The 16,681-nt window shown below is 63.5% G+C and carries 13 protein-coding genes and 1 other RNA gene; 6 read left to right on the forward strand and 8 right to left on the reverse strand.

Annotated features, from left to right (window positions below):
- Positions 1–76: 76 nt before the first annotated feature.
- A complete protein-coding gene (locus tag V1290_RS28580; protein ID WP_334367470.1) occupies positions 77–1,378 on the forward strand; it encodes an MFS transporter in 1,302 nt (433 codons plus the stop codon).
- A gap of 19 nt (positions 1,379–1,397) precedes the next feature.
- Here the strand turns inward: V1290_RS28580 and V1290_RS28585 are convergent, their stop codons facing one another.
- Both V1290_RS28585 and V1290_RS28590 read right to left on the reverse strand, forming a co-directional pair.
- Complete coding sequence (locus V1290_RS28585) at positions 1,398–2,423, reverse strand: M23 family metallopeptidase (protein WP_334367471.1); 1,026 nt, start codon at positions 2,421–2,423, stop codon at positions 1,398–1,400.
- A gap of 101 nt (positions 2,424–2,524) precedes the next feature.
- Positions 2,525–3,136 (reverse strand): TetR/AcrR family transcriptional regulator, encoded by a 612-nt coding sequence (locus V1290_RS28590; protein WP_334367472.1) that lies wholly within the window; start codon positions 3,134–3,136, stop codon positions 2,525–2,527.
- A gap of 108 nt (positions 3,137–3,244) precedes the next feature.
- On the opposite strand from V1290_RS28590, the gene V1290_RS28595 reads away from it, so the two are divergent.
- Both V1290_RS28595 and V1290_RS28600 read left to right on the forward strand, forming a co-directional pair.
- Complete coding sequence (locus V1290_RS28595; RefSeq protein ID WP_334367473.1) at positions 3,245–4,477, forward strand: cytochrome P450; 1,233 nt, start codon at positions 3,245–3,247, stop codon at positions 4,475–4,477.
- A gap of 182 nt (positions 4,478–4,659) precedes the next feature.
- The gene (locus tag V1290_RS28600) at positions 4,660–8,301 is read left to right on the forward strand and encodes an AsmA family protein (RefSeq protein ID WP_334367474.1); all 3,642 of its coding nucleotides are present in this window, start codon (positions 4,660–4,662) and stop codon (positions 8,299–8,301) included.
- Here the strand turns inward: V1290_RS28600 and V1290_RS28605 are convergent.
- Positions 8,298–9,875, reverse strand: a complete 1,578-nt coding sequence (locus tag V1290_RS28605; protein WP_334367475.1) for an ABC-F family ATP-binding cassette domain-containing protein — start codon at positions 9,873–9,875, stop codon at positions 8,298–8,300. The genes V1290_RS28600 and V1290_RS28605 overlap by 4 nt on opposite strands.
- Positions 9,876–10,265: 390 nt before the next feature.
- Here V1290_RS28605 and V1290_RS28610 point away from each other — a divergent pair, with 390 nt between their 5' ends.
- The gene (locus tag V1290_RS28610) at positions 10,266–10,844 is read left to right on the forward strand and encodes a tetratricopeptide repeat protein (RefSeq protein WP_334367476.1); all 579 of its coding nucleotides are present in this window, start codon (positions 10,266–10,268) and stop codon (positions 10,842–10,844) included.
- 52 nt (positions 10,845–10,896) lie between these two features.
- On the opposite strand, the gene V1290_RS28615 is transcribed toward V1290_RS28610, so the two are convergent.
- From V1290_RS28615 to ssrA, 5 genes are all read right to left on the reverse strand, one after another.
- A complete protein-coding gene (locus tag V1290_RS28615) occupies positions 10,897–11,154 on the reverse strand; it encodes a ribbon-helix-helix domain-containing protein (protein WP_028350320.1) in 258 nt (85 codons plus the stop codon).
- The gene (locus V1290_RS28620) at positions 11,151–11,339 is read right to left on the reverse strand and encodes a DUF4169 family protein (RefSeq protein ID WP_334367477.1); all 189 of its coding nucleotides are present in this window, start codon (positions 11,337–11,339) and stop codon (positions 11,151–11,153) included. Before V1290_RS28620 ends, V1290_RS28615 begins: the two co-directional genes overlap by 4 nt.
- A 269-nt stretch (positions 11,340–11,608) precedes the next feature.
- The gene (gene fumC, locus V1290_RS28625) at positions 11,609–13,024 is read right to left on the reverse strand and encodes a class II fumarate hydratase (protein WP_334367478.1); all 1,416 of its coding nucleotides are present in this window, start codon (positions 13,022–13,024) and stop codon (positions 11,609–11,611) included.
- A gap of 71 nt (positions 13,025–13,095) precedes the next feature.
- On the reverse strand, positions 13,096–13,611 hold the full coding sequence (locus V1290_RS28630; protein WP_334367479.1) for an SspB family protein: 516 nt from the start codon (positions 13,609–13,611) through the stop codon (positions 13,096–13,098).
- A 144-nt stretch (positions 13,612–13,755) separates the two neighbouring features.
- Positions 13,756–14,113, reverse strand: a transfer-messenger RNA (tmRNA) gene (gene ssrA / locus V1290_RS28635).
- 396 nt (positions 14,114–14,509) lie between these two features.
- Between ssrA and V1290_RS28640 the strand changes: the two genes are divergently transcribed.
- On the forward strand, positions 14,510–15,010 hold the full coding sequence (locus V1290_RS28640; RefSeq protein WP_334367480.1) for a tripartite tricarboxylate transporter TctB family protein: 501 nt from the start codon (positions 14,510–14,512) through the stop codon (positions 15,008–15,010).
- 7 nt (positions 15,011–15,017) lie between these two features.
- Entirely contained in the window at positions 15,018–16,583 is a 1,566-nt protein-coding gene (locus tag V1290_RS28645) for a tripartite tricarboxylate transporter permease (RefSeq protein WP_334367481.1), read from the forward strand.
- Positions 16,584–16,681: the final 98 nt, after the last annotated feature.

The following is a 16,681-nucleotide window of genomic DNA, read 5'->3' on the forward strand; positions in this document are numbered from 1 at the left end:
TAGCCATTGGGCATCTTTCGGACATAGCCTTCGATAACAAGATCAACCACTTCCATTGCTCCAACAGAAATTCCCAATGCGTCTTCCCTTCTTCTACGGCTGGCTGATCGTTGTGGTGACGTTCGTCACCATGGCGATTGGCGTCAATGCGCGCACCGCCTTCTCGCTGTTCTTTCCGCCGATCATTGGCGAGTTCGGATGGGATCGCGGCGTCACCGCGGGCGCGTTTTCGTTCGGCTTCGTGGTTTCCGGCGGCGTCAGCCCGCTGATCGGCCGCATGATGGATCGGCTCGGGCCGCGTGCGGTGATGGAGCTCGGCGTTGCGCTGATGGGCAGCGGGCTCTTGCTGGCGCCGCTGACGACGCAGCCCTGGCATCTCTATCTCACCATCGGCGTGCTGGTCGGCGCGGGCAGCGTGTGCCTCGGCTATTCCGGCCAATCGCTGTTTCTGCCGAACTGGTTCATTCGCCGCCGCGGGCTCGCCATGGGGCTCGCCTTTGCCGGCGTCGGCATCGGCTCGGTAACGCTGCTACCGTGGGTGCAGCACATGATCGAGCAGACCGGCTGGCGCACTGCCTGCACCGCGATGGGTATTCTGGTGCTCGCCGTGCTTGCGCCGATCAACCTTCTGCTGCGAAAACGGCCCGAGGATATCGGGCTGTTGCCGGATGGCGACGCGGCGCCGTCGGCGACATCGGCTGCGCCTCGCTCGAACATTGTCGATCCCGTCTGGGCAGCCACCGACTGGACGCTGCGCCGCGCGCTGCGTACCGCGCGATTCTGGTGGATTTCGCTCGGCTATTTCGGTGGCCTGTATGTCTGGTACGCGGTGCAGGTGCACCAGACCAAATACCTGCTCGACATCGGCTTCAGCGCCAACGTGGCGGTATGGGCGCTCGGCGTCGTCAGCCTGCTCGGCATACCGGGCCAGATCTGGCTCGGGCATCTTTCCGACCGGATCGGGCGCGAATGGATCTGGGCCATTAGCTGTGCCGGCTTTGCGATCTGCTTCGCGGCGCTGATCGCCTTGAAGTTCGCGCCGGTACTGCCTTTGGTCTATCTCATGATCTTCACGCAAGGCGCGCTCGGCTATGGCCTGACCTCGATCATGGGCGCGGTGGTGCTGGAGATCTTTCAGGGCAAGCAATACGGCAGCATCTTCGGCACCATCATGCTGGCGGCGCTGGCCGGAGGCGCGGCGGGCCCATGGGTGACCGGGCTGCTGTACGACCTTTCAGGCAGCTATACGCTCGCCTTCGCGCTCGGCATCGCCGTCAGCATCCTGTCGGTAGTGGCGATCTGGCAGGCATCGCCGGGCAAGGTGAGGGCGGTCGCGGGACAAATGCACAAGATGCCGTTCAAGGACGACACGGGTTAGCCGCAACTGGAGGCACGGCTCATTGCAGGCGCGGTTCAACGTCGAACGTTTTGCGCAGCACTTCCGCACCGTCCCTGGTCACGCGATACGTCGCAGTGTAGCGGCCGGCCGGCCACGCTGCCTCCGTGCGCTTCTTTCCCGCGATGATGAGGAATTGCGCCTTGTCCCGGTCGAGCGCGGGAGGGCTGTTGGCCGCGACGGAAGCGCCGCCCGGTCCGTGCACCGTGAGGGATTGCAGGTCGCCGGCCTGCAAGCCGATGGCCCTCACATAAGCGACGAGCGCATCCGAACCCGACGTGACGGGCTGCCTGCCGATTTCGCCGGACTCGACCAACTCCATGGTCGGGGCGATGCCGGCAAAGCCGTAATCGATGATTTCGCGGGGCCGGTATTGCATCTGTTCGCCAAGCGAAGCGGCCCAGATCGACCGGCCGCCGCCGCAGGAATTCTCGGGCGCACCATAGGCAAAGGGATCCACGATCTTTCCGCGATGCCTTACCGTGAAATGAAGGTGAAAAAATTCGGTGTCGCCGGATAGTCCGACTAGGCCGATCGGCTGCCCCGTCGTCACTTGATCGCCGACCTTGATCCGAACGCTGCCTTTGGCCATGTGGCAATATTGCGTGCGCCAGCCGCCCTCGTGTTCGATGACCGCGCCGTTGCCGCATTCCTTTCCGGCGATGGCGGCCTTGCCCGCGGTCCTGATCGAGACGTCGTCCATATCGTTTCGCGTCCCGATGACGCGTCCCGGCGCCGCGGCGAGCACCTCTATCCCCTGTCTTTGTATTTCCAGGTTCGCAATCCTGACGTCGGTGCCGTCGTGACCGTCATAGCTGCGCCCGCCGCAGCGATAGTCACGGGCCTTGTCCGACGCGTCGTGATCGACATAGTTTTGAAAGAAGCAGGTCAGGCCCGGCTGACATTTGACAGGCAGCACGAGCGAGATGACTTCCTCGGCCTTGGCGCCGAGCGTGGTGGCAAAACACAGCGAAATCAGGATCAGGTATTTCAGGTGCGGCCATCCGGATGCTGCGAAGCGGCGCACAGCTTGGCGCGCGGAATGTGTCGAATATCTGGTTTCGGCGTTCGCGAGCATTCGCGAAAGGCAGCGATTGCGACGCGTCGCGCGAGAAAGATATTTTCGTCTCATGCCGATGAAATTCCCATCGCCCGTTGCAGGTCGCCGATGGCGCGAAAAAAGCTGTCGGGCGGCGTGGTCTCGGGATCGATCAGGCGGTGCAGGCGAAAACCATCCTCCAGCGCCAGCACCAGGGCGCCCGCCCAGGTCGGATTGAGAATGGTCGTCCTGCCGCTGTTCCTGGCCGTGGTCTCGATGATGTCGGTGACCAGCTTTCGCCGGGCGCGCAGCCGTTTGGCAAGTTCGGGCCGGCGCTTTTCGGCACGCGCCACGAACAGGATCATTTCCATGTGCAGCAGGGGCGAGCGGCCGAGCGGATCCTGCTGGCTTCTATTCATGGTCCTCAGCGCATCGATGAAGTCGGCAAGGTTCCTGTGCCGCTCGAGCAGATCGCGGATACGCCCGATCGATTGCTCGACGTGATCCTCGAGCATGGCGATGATCAGTTCGTCCTTGCTCTTGAAGTTCGAATAGAATGCCCCGCGCGTGAAGCCGGCCGCCGCCGCAATCGCCTCGATGCTGGCGCCGCCAATCCCCTGTTCCTCGAACACGCGCGCCGCCGCCTCGAACAGCTTTTCGCGGGTGTCGTCCCTTGTGGGTCTGGTTCGCACTCTTGACATCTGTCCAGTTTAGGCGAGAATGCAACTCAATACAATAATGTATCGAATTTCGACCAGTCGGCCCGGGGCAAGACGCGCTGAATGGCGCACAGCCAGCAGGAGGTCACCATGAACGAGCATGTTCAGGCTGCCAGTAGCGCGCCGTTGTTCAATCCGCTGGCTCCGGAATTCATTCGCAACCCCTATCCGCATTACGAGCGGATGCGCACCACCGATCCCGTGCATCTGACGCCGCTAGGGATGTATGTCGCAAGCCGTCATGCCGAGGTCAGCCTCGTCATGCGCGACAAGCGGTTCGGCAAGGATTATGTCGAGCGCACCGTCCGCCGCTACGGCCCCAAGATCATGGACGAGCCGGTGTTCCGCAGCATGAGCCACTGGATGCTGCAGCAGGATCCGCCGGACCACACCCGTTTGCGCGGCCTGGTGGTGAAGGCCTTTACCGCGCGCCGGGTCGAGGACATGCGCCCGCGCATCCAGCAGGTCGTCGACGAGACGCTGGATCGCGTCATCCCGCAGGGGCAGATGGACCTGATCGAGGATTTCGCGTTCCGCCTGCCGGTCACCATCATCTGCGACATGCTCGGGATCCCTGAGGACCATCGCGAGGCGTTTTATACCGGTTCACGCGACGGCGGACGCCTGCTCGATCCGGTGCCGCTGTCGCCGGAGGAGATCAAGCAGGGCAACGCCAGCAACGCGCTGGCCACGATGTATTTCCAGCAACTGTTCGATCTCAGGCGCAAAAGCCCGGGCGACGACCTGATCACCCAACTGGTGCAGGCCGAGGAAGACGGCAGCAAGCTTACCAATGAGGAACTGACCGCCAATATCATCCTGCTGTTCGGAGCCGGCCACGAGACCACCGTCAACCTGATCGGCAACGGCTTGCTGGCACTGCACCGCAATCCAGACCAGCTCGCGCTGCTCAAGGCGAGGCCCGAGCTCATCACCAACGCCATCGAGGAATTCCTGCGCTACGATTCCTCGGTGCAGTTGACCGGGCGGGTGGCGCTGGAGGATATCGACGATCTCGGCGGAAAACGCATTCCGAAGGGCGAGAGCGTGCTGTGCCTGCTCGGCTCGGCCAACCACGACCCGGCGGTCTATCCTGATAACCCGGAGCGGCTGGATATCACCCGGCCCAACGTGAAGCCGCTATCGTTCGGCGGCGGCATCCACTTCTGCCTCGGGGCCCAGTTGGCGCGGATCGAGGCCGAGATCGCGATCTCGACCCTGTTGCGTCGGCTACCGGACCTGCGGCTCGATGACGCTGTCAATGCGGAATGGCGGCCGACCTTCGTGTTGCGCGGCCTGAAGCGCCTGCCGGCGAGTTGGTAAGGCTCTGACAACTCCCATGGCCGCCGGTTTTGAGCCCCAGGTTCGGTGGGCACAGCCTGGCGAGGCTGTTGTCAGTATGCCGCTGTGACTTCGCCATACTTCTCTCTATATTCCGGGCAGCTCCGGGGCAGGGTTCCGGCATGGCGCGCGGCCTGCGCCGGGGCGGTTCAAGGGGAAGCACCGTGCAGACGACACTGCTCGGCCTGGCAATCGCCTTCATCGTTGCGCTGATTGCCGCGCTGGTCGGGCCGTATTTTATCGACTGGAACCAGTTCCGGCCGCAGTTCGAGGCTGAGGCGAGCCGGATCATTGGCGCGCCGGTGCGCGTCGGCGGCAAGCTCGACGCGCGCCTATTGCCGGCGCCGTCGCTGCAATTGCACTCGGTCGTGGTCGGCGGCGTCAACGATCTCGGCAAGGTTCGCGCCGACAAGCTCGACGTGGAATTCAGCCTGGGCTCGCTGATGCGCGGCGAGGTGCGCGCCACCGAGTTGACGATCAACCGCATGTCGCTCGATCTCGGCCTCGATACCAGAGGACGGATCGACTGGCCGGCATCGACCGGAACGTTCAATCTGGGTTCACTGGCGATCGATCGGGTCAATCTGACCGGCCGCATCGCCCTGCATGATGCGCTCAGCCGCTCTACGCTCGAACTGAACGACATCGCTTTCAGCGGCGACGTGCGTTCGCTGGCCGGTTCGATCCGCGGCGACGGCAATTTCATGCTGTCGGGCACGCGCTATCCGTTTCGGGTCTCCTCGGGGCAGGGTCCCGAGGGCAACGGCACCCGCGTTCATCTCAATATCGACCCGGGCCAGCGTTCGCTCGCCATCGATCTCGACGGCCTGCTGAACTTCGATTCCCGCGCGCCGCGGTTTGAAGGCGCGATAACGCTCGTCGCTCCTCCCGGCCAGAAGGGCAAGGGCAACGATCCACCGTGGCGTATCGCGGCGAAGGTCAAGTCCGATTATTCGGCGGCACGGCTGGAACAGGTTGAAGTGACTTATGGCGCCGAGGAGCGCGCCCTGAAGCTTGCGGGCGGCGGCGACATCCGTTTCGGCGCTACGCCGCTGTTGCGTGCGGCGCTGTCGGCACGTCAGCTCGATGCCGACAGGTTCGTTGCCAAGGAAAATGGCAACTCGACTGAGCCGGCTCGCGCGCTGCCGGCGCTGCAGGCGCTCAGCTCCGTCATTCCGCATCTGCCGATCCCAGCGCAAATCGAGCTCGCCTCCGAGCAGGTCATGCTTGGCGGGCGCCCCTTGCAGGACATCGCTGCCGAGCTCGAAGGCGATGCCAAGTCCTGGCGAGTCCACAGGCTGGAGTTCCGCGCGCCTGGCGCGACCAGGGTTTCGCTCGCCGAGGCCGGCGCGAAGACCGCTGTACCGGACCGCTTCAAGGCCGCGCTCAGCGTCGAATCCTCCGATCCCGACGCGCTCTTGACCTGGCTGCAGGGCCGCGGCGACACCGCTTATCGCAGCCAGAAGCCGCTTCGCCTGCGCGGCGACATCACCGTGTCGCCCGAAGGCTTTGCCATCGACACCATGAAGGCCGACATCGATGGCGGCACGGTGGAGGGACGGGTGGTGGTGTCGCACCGGCAAGCCGTTCACGGCTCCAGGATCGATGCCGACCTGAAAGCGGCGCGTCTTGATCTGGATGCCGCCACGGCCTTTGCGCGGTCGCTTGTAGGGCCGCAAGACGAGTGGCCGGACGAGGGGAAGCTCTCGCTCGATATCGGCCGCGCCACCTCCGCCGGCCAGGAGCTATCCCCGCTGCTCGCCAGGCTGGCTTACTCGCCGGCAAAGATATCGCTCGAGCAGTTGAAGATCGGCGAGCTTGAAAACGTGACGCTGGACGGCGCCGGCAATTTCGACCGCGTCAACGCGACCGGATGGTTCGCGCTCAATTCGAGCGCTGCCTCGCTCGGCCGGCTGACCAGCCTGATCGTTCCCTTTTCACCGCCGCTGGCCGCGCGGCTCAGTGCGATGGGGACGAGCCCGGGTCCGGCGCGCCTGAAACTGGCGCTTGACCTCACCAAAAATGCCGGGCCGTCCGATCGCGTCCAGGCGCGCGCCACGGCCGAACTCGACTCGCCACTGCTCAAGGGCACCAGTACGATCACCGCCAGACCCGCCGTCGCGGCGATCCAGGGCATCGATCTGGCCGCGCTCCAGCGCAGCGAGGTCTGGATCGATTCGAAATTGTCGTCGGAGCAAGGACGCACCTTGCTGGCATTGCTCGGCTTCGATCGCGCCATCACGGCGGGCGATGGTCCCGCGCAATTCGAGAGCACCGCGACGGGTGCGTGGGGTGCGCCGTTGCGGCTCAAGGCCAAGATCTCGGGAACAGGACTCGACGCCGAAGCGGAAGGCTCCGCCGAACCATGGGCGCCGGAGGCAAAGGCAGTTCTCGGCCTGAAAGTTCGCAGCGCCGATTTCGCCCCGCTGCTCGATCTCAAACCGGCGGATACGCTGGCGCAGAACATCGGCCTGTCCTCGCGCGTGCAGCTTGCGGGCAATCGGCTGACCTTCGACGATCTCGACAGCAGCGTCGGCGGCTCGCGCCTGCGCGGCCGCGTGGCGGTGACGCTCGGCGAGGAAAAGGAGTTCGAGGGTGAGATCGGCGCCGACCAGCTCGCGCTGACGCCGGCCCTTGCCCTGGCGTTCGGTGCCGCCGGACACGATGCCACCGAGCCGCTCGGCCCCGGGCTTGCGAAGGGTTGGCGCGGCAGCATCGCGTTTCAGGCGTTGCGCGGCCTGCTTCCGGGCGGAAGCGAATTGCAGCCGGTGAGCGGGGTGATCAAGAGCGACGGCAAGTCGCTGACCTTCGATGCCATCAAAGGCAAGATCGGCGGCGGCGATGTCACGGCCACGATCGATGCAAGGCCGGGCGCGCACGGAATTGCCTTGAACGCGAGCGTCCAGCTTTCCGGTGTCGACGGCGCGGCGCTGCGCTATCGCAATCTCGCGATGCCTGCCGGCCGCGCGTCGATGCAGGTGACACTGACGACCCAGGGCCGCAGCGCCTCGGCGCTGGCGGGCGCGCTGTCCGGCAGCGGAACGCTGACGCTGGACGCGGCCAGGATATCAGGCCTCGATCCGCGCGCTTTCGAGGTGGCGGTGCGCGCCAATGACAACGGGCAGGCCAAGGACGACGTTCGATTGAAGCAGATCGTCGAATCCGCTCTTCCGGCCGGCGCGCTTGCGGTGCCTTCGGCGCAAATCCCGTTCACCATCAGGGACGGCCGGCTTCGCGTCGGGGCGACGACGCTGGACGGCAATGGCGTGCGGGCCATCGTCTCCGGCGGATACGATATCGCCGCCGATCAGGCCGATATCCGCGCCGCCCTTTCGCTGACGATGACGACCGGGCGTCCGGAGATTCAACTGCTTGCCGTGGGGACGCCCGATGCGCTGAGCCGCAGCGTCGACGTTGCCCCGTTGTCTTCGTGGCTGGCGGTGCGTGCGATCGATCACGAAACGCGAAGGCTCGATGCCATCGAGCGCGGCGAGCCGCCGCCGCCGTCGCCGCCACCAATCGTGCTGCCTACGGAGGGGCAGTTGCCGATTCCGGAGGTGGTGCCGAGCGCGCCGGTCGTCGCGCCAAAGGGGCGCGATCCACGGCGACCTCCGGCGAAGAAGACGACCGCGCCGCGTCCGCCCGTCGTGAACGCGCCGCCGGCGCCTGTCGCAGGCCAGCCGCAGGTTGCGCCGCTGCCGCCGCCGATCGACGTCAGGCCCGCGCCCGGCGCCGCCAAGCCGAAGCCGCGTCCGCCACTTGCGCTGACGCCGCAGTTCGCCAATCCGCCGCCGCGCTCCAATTAGCCGAGCGCGATCTCCCGGCCGATCCCGATCGCCCGCAAAAATGCCTCGTCGTGGCTGACGGCGATCAGCGCGCCGTCGAATCCTTTTAGTGCACTCTCCAGTTCCTCGATCGAGGCGAGATCGAGATGGTTGGTCGGCTCGTCCAGCAGCAGGAGCAAAGGCGGCTGCGGTCGCGCGAATACGCAGGCCAAACCCGCGCGCAGCCGCTCGCCGCCGCTCAGCGTCGCCGCGATCTGCAGCGCTGCCTTGTTACGGAACGCAAACCGCGCCAGGGCGGCGTGCGCCGCGTTGGCCGAGAGTTCCGGATTGAGGCGCCGCAGATTGTCGAGAATGCTTAAGCCGGGATCGAGCAGGCCGACATGCTGATCGAGCACGGCAATACGGTCGGTGAGGCGGCTGATATCGCCGCCCGCCGGTTTCAACTCACCGGTGAGCAGGCGGAACAAGGTGGTCTTGCCAGAACCGTTGGCGCCGCGGATGGCGATCCGCTCGGGTCCGCGAACCCCGAACGACAGCGGTCCGAACAGATGACGCTCGCCAAAGCCCATCACAACGTCCTTCAAGGCGACGAGTTCGCGGCCGCCGGGCAGATGGGTGCGCGGTAGATCGATCGAAAGCGGCGTCAGGATCTCGACGTGCGCCTTGGCGATTTCCAGCGCCTCGGTGCGCTCGCCGAGCAGGCGGCTGGCGAGCCCGCTTTCGCGCGCGGCGCTGTTCTCGGCGCGCTCCTTCTCGCGGTCCATGAACATCTTGTCCTCGATGCCCTTGGCGCGCCAGGCGCGGCCGGCCTTGTCGCGGCGCGCCTTCTTTTCCCGCGCCTTCTGCACTGCGCGCTCGGTATTGCGTAAGGCATCCGAGGCGCGGTCGAGGTCATCGGCGGCGCGGGCCCGCGCCGCCTCACGCGCCTTGGCAAATTCCGGCCACGCGCCGCCGAACAGGGTGACGCCCACCGGCGTCAGTTCGACGATGCGGTCGACGCGTTCAAGCAGCGTGCGGTCGTGGCTGGCGACGAGGACGCCGCCCTGCCAGCGTTCGAGCATCTGCGCCACGGCCTGCCTTCCGTCAGTATCGAGATTGTTGGTCGGCTCGTCCAACAGCAGCAGATCCGGTGCCTCGATCAAAAGCCGCGCCAGCGCCACCCGCGTTCGCTCGCCGCCGCTCAAGGAGACGATCGGGCGATCGAGCGGCAGCGACGGCAGCCCGGCCTCGACCAGCGCCGCCTGTATTCGCGCTTCCAGCGTCCAATCCGCTTCCGTCGCGTCATCAAGCGATCCTTCGCCGCGTTCGAGCCGGCGCAGGCGGGCGAGGCCGCCGGCGACGCCGAGCGCCTCGTCGGTCGTTAGCCGTTCGTCAGTCAGTTGTGCGAGCATGCCGATCGAGCCGATGCGTTGCAGCGATCCGCCGGCAGGTTCGATCTCGCCCGCAACCAGGCGCAGCAATGAGGATTTGCCGCAGCCGTTGCGGCCGACAAGGCCAGTGCGCTCGCGCCCTATGGCGAGCGTCAATCCGTCGAACAGCGGGCGTCCGTCAGGCGTGGCGAGGCAAATGGAATCCAGAACGAGAAAGGCAGGCATGGAGAGCTTCCGAAAATGGACTGGGGTCGCGAGGCGCGGTCAGCTTTGCGATGTCCATTTCTCTCTCCAGGGGGTCTCTACGCTTCTTCAGCCGTTTTCGCCGGGTTCCGTCCGTCGCTTTTGCGCGGACTGCAACGACCGTCGATTAGATACGCATTGCCGTCATTCGTCCAGCTAGAGCGTTTTCAAGCGAAGTGGACACCGGTTGCGTCAAGAAAACGCGTCAAAACAAGAATCTAGAGCCCGGTTCTGATTCAATCAGAACCGAAAAGGCTCTAGGCAGGGTGCAAACGGTTTGCGCGCGGCTTGGCGGGAATACTTCATTCGCGGCGGGGTCTCTACTTCCGGCTGGAACATAGATGCGCTCACGCAGGAAACCCGGAGGTTTGCATGATGAAGTCGGCAATCAAGTTCGCTACGCTGGCGTTGTTTTCAATGGCTATGATCGCATCGCCGCCATCCGTTCCGGCCTTTGCCGCAGGAGGCGGCGGTGATCCGCCTTCGGCCAGCCCGCCGCCGCCAGACACCAGATCCGCTCCCAAATCAACCTCGAAGTCGAAGAAGAAGGCCCCCAAACAGTCGAGCGCCGACGATGATGCGTTTCGGCAGGGGTATCGTGCCGCGCATGCGACGATCTATGAGCGCAACGACTTCGCTGGGGCCATCGAGCAGCTAAAGGCGCTCGGCCGTGACGATAACGCTGATGTTGCCAATCTGATCGGTTATTCCTATCGCAAGCTCGGCGACTACCGGCTGTCGCAGGCTTGGTACGAGCGCGCGTTGAAGGCGGATCCGAACCACGTGCTGACCTGGCAGTATTACGGCCTGTGGCAGGTCGAGCAGGGCAATCGCGATCAGGCGTCGTATCATCTGACGCGGATCGCGGCGATTTGCGGCACGGCTTGTGAGGAGTATCGATCGCTGGCCGCGGCGCTCGAAAAGCCGCCCGGCACCGGACTCGTTTATTGAGCTTATGACCTAACAGGGCGGGTGCGTTGCGACGCGCTCGCCTGATCGAGGCTCACGCCTGCGGCCGCGGTGCGTCCGGCGCGGCGGCCGGCATGGCGCGGGTACGGAAATAGTCGAGCACGAAAAGCCGGATCGCCGAGGACAGGTTGCCCTGCTGGCGATTGCTGTCGATCTCGCCGACCAGTTCGGACAGCGTCATGTTCCGCAGACCCGAGATTTCCTTCATCCCGTTCCAGAAAGCTTCTTCGAGGCTGACGCTGGTCTTGTGACCGGCAACGACGATCGAGCGTTTGACGACGGGCGACTTCATGATGCCTCTCCGTCCTCGAGCTTGTGCTGGTCCAGAAGATCGCCGGCGCGATCCTTGCGACGTTCATCGAGCGTGCGTTCGGCCTTGGTTCGGCCAAAGCGTGCGCGGTTGGTATCGGCTTGCTTTGCCGATTGTTCCCGTTCGATGCGCTTCTTGAATCGCTTCAGATTGATCACGTCTCCCATGCTCGCCTCCATCATCCGGCGACTCGAAGACATGATGATTCATGGGGCGGAAAAACGTCGCGTCGTGCGCAAGCAAATTTGATGGTCATTCGGAATCCCCGTCTACCGGCTCTGATAGCATCAAAAAATACATTTCGCTCTGCGAAAAATCGAATAATTCCTGCTCCTACCATGCGTCAACACAACGGCGATAGATGATCCACCTCATTCTTCAGTATCGTCCATAGTTTATATCTCTCATCCGTAGTTTCCCGGGGCCCAAGCGGCGATCAGCCCGGGTGTGTCATTTTGTCCGGCTGCATCAGGCGTTCGAATTCGGCGGCGTCCACAAACCCGAGGCGCAGAGCTTCTTCTTTCAATGTCGTTCCGCGCGTGTGCGCCGATTTGGCGACCTTCGCCGCGTTGTCGTATCCGATCCTGGGGGCCAGTGCAGTGACCAGCATCAGCGAGCGCTCCATCAATTCGCGGATTCGCTTTTTGTCGGCGCGGATGCCCACCACGCAATGTTCGGTGAACGAGCGTGCCGCGTCCGACAGCAGTTGAATGGAATGCATCATACAATATGCCAATACGGGTTTGTAAACATTCAATTCGAAATGCCCCTGGCTGCCGGCGACGGTGACGGCGGTCTGGTTGCCGAACACCTGACAGCAGACCATGGTCATCGCTTCGCACTGAGTCGGGTTGACCTTGCCGGGCATGATCGACGAGCCCGGTTCGTTTTCCGGCAGGATCAATTCTCCGAGACCGGAACGCGGGCCCGAACCCAACAGGCGAATGTCATTGGCGATCTTGAACAGGCCGGTCGCCGCCGAATTGATCGCGCCATGCACCAGCACATAGGCGTCGTTGCAAGCCAGCGCCTCGAACTTGTTGGGTGCGCTGGTGAACGGCAGCCTTGTGATTTTCGCGACATGCTTGGCGAACAGCTTTGCAAATTTCGGCTTCGAGTTGAGACCGGTTCCAACCGCGGTGCCGCCTTGCGCCAACGGGAACAGTTCCTTCACCGCGGCTCGCAGCCGCGCGATCCCGCTCTCGACCTGCGCGGCGTAGCCCGAAAATTCCTGCCCCAGCGTCAATGGCGTTGCGTCCTGGGTGTGGGTTCTCCCGATCTTGACGATTTTGGCGAACGCCTTTTCCTTCTTGCGCAATTCGCGATGCAACTCGTCGAGCGCCGGAATCAGGTCGGCGACGATGCGTCCGGCGGCAGCGATATGCATCGCCGTCGGGAATGAATCGTTCGACGACTGACTCATGTTGACGTGGTCGTTGGGATGAACCGGTTTCTTGGCGCCGAGTTCGCCGCCCAGCATCTGGTTGGCGCGGTTGGCGATCACCTCGTTGAGATTCATGTTGGTCTGGGTGCCCGAGCCGGTCTGCCAGACGACCAGCGGGAAGTGATCGTCGAGCTTGCCTTCGATCACCTCGCGTGCGGCGCGGATGATGGCGCTGGCTCTGCGCGCATCGAGCAGTCCGAGCTCCCGGTTGGTTTGGGCGGCGGCGAGCTTGACGATACCGAGCGCATGGACGATCGCGATCGGCATACGGTCCTGGCCGATCTTGAAATTCTGTCGCGAGCGCTCGGTTTGCGCGCCCCAATAGCGGTCAGCGGGAACGTCGATCGGACCGAAGCTGTCGGTCTCGCTACGGGTAGATTTGTTTCCGGATGTTTTTGCTCGAGCCATGCGTATGTCCGTTGCGCCGTGAAAGGGCGGAACGCGTACACTACAGCGTAGCGGATTTTCTCGCGCTTAGATTATTTCTTGCGGAAACGATCCAGTCGCACCACTTCAGCGCCTTCGCTCGTCTTTGCCGGCTCGTCCTCGATTTCCGCTGCGGGCTCCGGCGCGGCGACGGGCAGGGCGGACGGCGCGGAAACCGCCGGCACCTTCGCCGCGGGCGCCTCTGGCACCGTTTCCGACGGCTCGAATTGCAGGCCGAACTGTACCGACGGATCGAGGAAGCTCTTGATCGCCGCGAACGGCACCACCAGCCGCTCGGGGATGCCGCCGAACGACAGGCCGACCTCGAAACGATCCTCCGTCACCACCAGATCCCAGAACTGATGCTGCAGGATGATCGTCATCTCTTCCGGATATTGCGCCAACAGCCGCGGCGACAGCTTCACGCCGTCGGCGGTGGACAGGAAGGTGATGAAGAAATGATGCTCGCCGGGCAGGCCGTGTTCGGCCGCGTCAGCCAGCACGCGGCGCAGCACTCCGCGCAGCGCGTCGCGCGCCAGCACGTCATAACGGATGTGATCGGTCGCCATGGTCGTCCTGTCAGGTTTTATGGCCGCCGGTCCCCCGACTCGCCCCTTTGCCCCCATGCTACCCCGGCGGGAGCCGCAGGTCAGCAGGCGCGACGGATCGAATTTGCAGCAACGGCTCCCGTCGGCCGGAAATGAAAAGAATTAAGTGGAGGCTTCTGTTGCCAGGTGCCTCCGAACCCCGCCTAGCGGAGCTTAACCCGCTAGGACTTTAGATCGGTCTTTCAAACTGCGTTACGCAGCCTGAGCAACCGGAGCATAGTTGTCGTTTGCAACTATTGCATAGCCCGATAACGGCGGAACAATACCGGGAAAAAACTCGTCCTTTACGCCCTCGTCGATCCTGGTTCGCCCCCGCCGAAACCCACCACGGGAGGGGTGGGCTTGGGTGGAGGCGCCGGGTACTGCCCCCGGGTCCGAATGGTTTATTGCGACGGTCATTTATTTCCATAGCCGGCGAACCGGCACCTCCAATATAGGGTGCAGGTACGGAGAAAAACAGGGCCAAAGGCGCTGAACAGGAAGGGAACATGGACCCCAACTTTCGGTTTGCTGTCGCTCAGTTGCGGTTTCGCCACGGATTCGACGATTCCAAAAGGTGCGTCCACGTCCATTGCACGAATTATGCGCAGTTCACCGCCATCCCCAGCGCTCGACCCGCGGTCGTAACGCGATCGGCAATTCACTCGCGTGTGTTGCAGGCTCCGACCGCAAAAGTTGCGAACTGCGCGCCCTTCATGGGGTTTGATGGCGGCTTTGGCCGCTCCGTTTACCGTCGGCTCTGGAGTGTTTGGGTTTTGCTGGCGTTGTCTGAGGAAAGTCGCTAGGCAGTTTCCGGGACAAGTATCCAGGTTATCCAAGCAAACGGGCGAGAAGCCTGTCTTGGGGAGGAGAGATATCCATGAATGCTACGCCGGGCCATGCGCCGGTCAAATCCATCATGCCGAAATGGGTTCGCAACCCGCAGGAGTTTGTCGGCGGAATTGCCCTGATGGCGATTGCCGTGTTCGCCCTCTGGGCGTCCAGCGACCTGCAGGGCATGCGCGGATTTTCGTTCGGCGCCGGCACCGCGCCGCGGATGTTCGGATTTTTGCTGCTGGGACTAGGCGCCCTCATTACCGTCGTCGGCGTTGTCACCGAAGGTCCCCATCTCGCGAAATACCATTGGCGGGGACCGTTTTTCGTGACGATCGCAATTTTGACGTTTGCCTTCACGATCAGACCCATGGGAATGATCTTTGCCGCCATGGCCGCCTTCTTGATCGCGGCATGCGGGTCACCGGAAACCCGGTGGAAGGAGACGCTGATCGTTGCCGTCTGCCTGACGGCGTTTTGCAGCCTGCTGTTTCCATATGCGCTCGGACTGCCGTTGCAGCTCCTGCCGACTTTCATGATTCGGTGAGGGTGCGATGGGAGATATCTTCTCAAATCTTGGACTCGGCTTCGGCGTCGTTTTCCAGTTCGTGCAGTGGACACCCGCATTCCTTGGCGGAATTTCCATTCCGATCCCGGTCAATATTCTGCTGTGCCTGATCGGCGCACTGGTCGGTACGCTGGTTGGCGTGCTGCCCGGCATTGGCACCATCGCTACGGTGGCCATGCTGCTGCCGATCACCTTTGGCCTGCCCCCGGTAGGCGCACTGATCATGCTGGCCGGCATCTATTACGGTGCGCAATATGGCGGCTCGACCACGTCGATCCTGGTCAATATTCCAGGTGAGGCCGGCTCGGTGGTCACTGCGCTTGACGGCTTCCAGATGGCGAAGAGAGGCCGCGCCGGCCCGGCGCTCGCGATCGCCGCGATCGGATCGTTCTTCGCCGGCTGTGTCGCGACCGTGCTGATTGCCCTGCTGGGCGCGCCGCTCACCAAGATTGCGCTGGCGTTCGGTCCTGCAGAATACTTCTCGCTGATGGTGCTCGGCCTGATCTTCGCGGTTGTGCTCGCGAAAGGCTCGGTGCTGAAGGCGATCGCGATGATCGTGATGGGCCTGCTGCTTTCGATGGTCGGGTCCGACATCGAGACCGGCGCGTCCCGCATGGCCTTCAACATTCCCGAACTGGCTGACGGTCTTGGTTTTGCTACGCTGGCGATGGGACTGTTCGGCTTTGCAGAAATCATTCGCAATCTCGATGCCGGCGGCGAAACCGATCGCAAGCTGGTCCAGGAGAAGGTGTCGGGACTGATGCCGACGCGGAGGGATCTCAAGGAGACGACCCCTGCGATCCTGCGCGGCACCGTGCTCGGATCGATTCTCGGCATTCTGCCGGGCGGCGGCGCCGTGATCGCATCCTTCGCGGCATACACGCTCGAGAAGAAGGTCGCGAAAGATCCTTCGAAGTTTGGTCATGGTGAAATCCGGGGCGTCGCAGCCCCCGAGAGTGCCAACAATGCCGCCGCCCAGACCTCCTTCATCCCGTTGCTCACGCTCGGCATCCCGCCCAATGCCGTCATGGCGCTGATGGTCGGCGCAATGACGATTCACGGCATCGTGCCCGGTCCCCAGGTGATGCAGAAGCAGCCGGACCTGGTGTGGGGCATGATTGCCTCGATGTGGGTCGGCAACCTGATGCTGCTGATCATCAACCTGCCTTTGGTGGGCATATGGGTCCGGCTGTTGCGCGTGCCGTACCGGTTGATGTTCCCGTCGATCGTGGTTTTCTGCTGTATCGGCATCTACTCCGTGAACAACGCGCCAACCGACGTCATGATCGCTGGTGCGTTCGGATTGGTCGGCTACTGGCTGATCAAGCACGATTTCGAGCCGGCCCCGTTGCTGCTCGGGATGGTGCTCGGGCCGCTGATGGAAGAAAACCTGCGCCGCGCACTCCTGATTTCGCGCGGCGACTGGTCCGTCTTCCTGACGCGACCATTGTCGGCGGTATTGATGGCGATTGCAGCCGCGTTGCTCATCCTTGCGGTGCTGCCGTCACTGCGCAAGAAGCGCGATGAGGTGTTCGTGGAATCGGAGAACTGACCTGCGTCGGTGCGCCGCAGCCCGAAGGCTGGTCGATTTCGGGCATAATTTTCTATGCCATGGAAAATGCCGGCCGGCGGGCTCGGCATTGCAACGGA

The sequence above is a fragment of the Bradyrhizobium sp. AZCC 1578 genome (assembly GCF_036924675.1).
Lineage (GTDB): Bacteria > Pseudomonadota > Alphaproteobacteria > Rhizobiales > Xanthobacteraceae > Bradyrhizobium.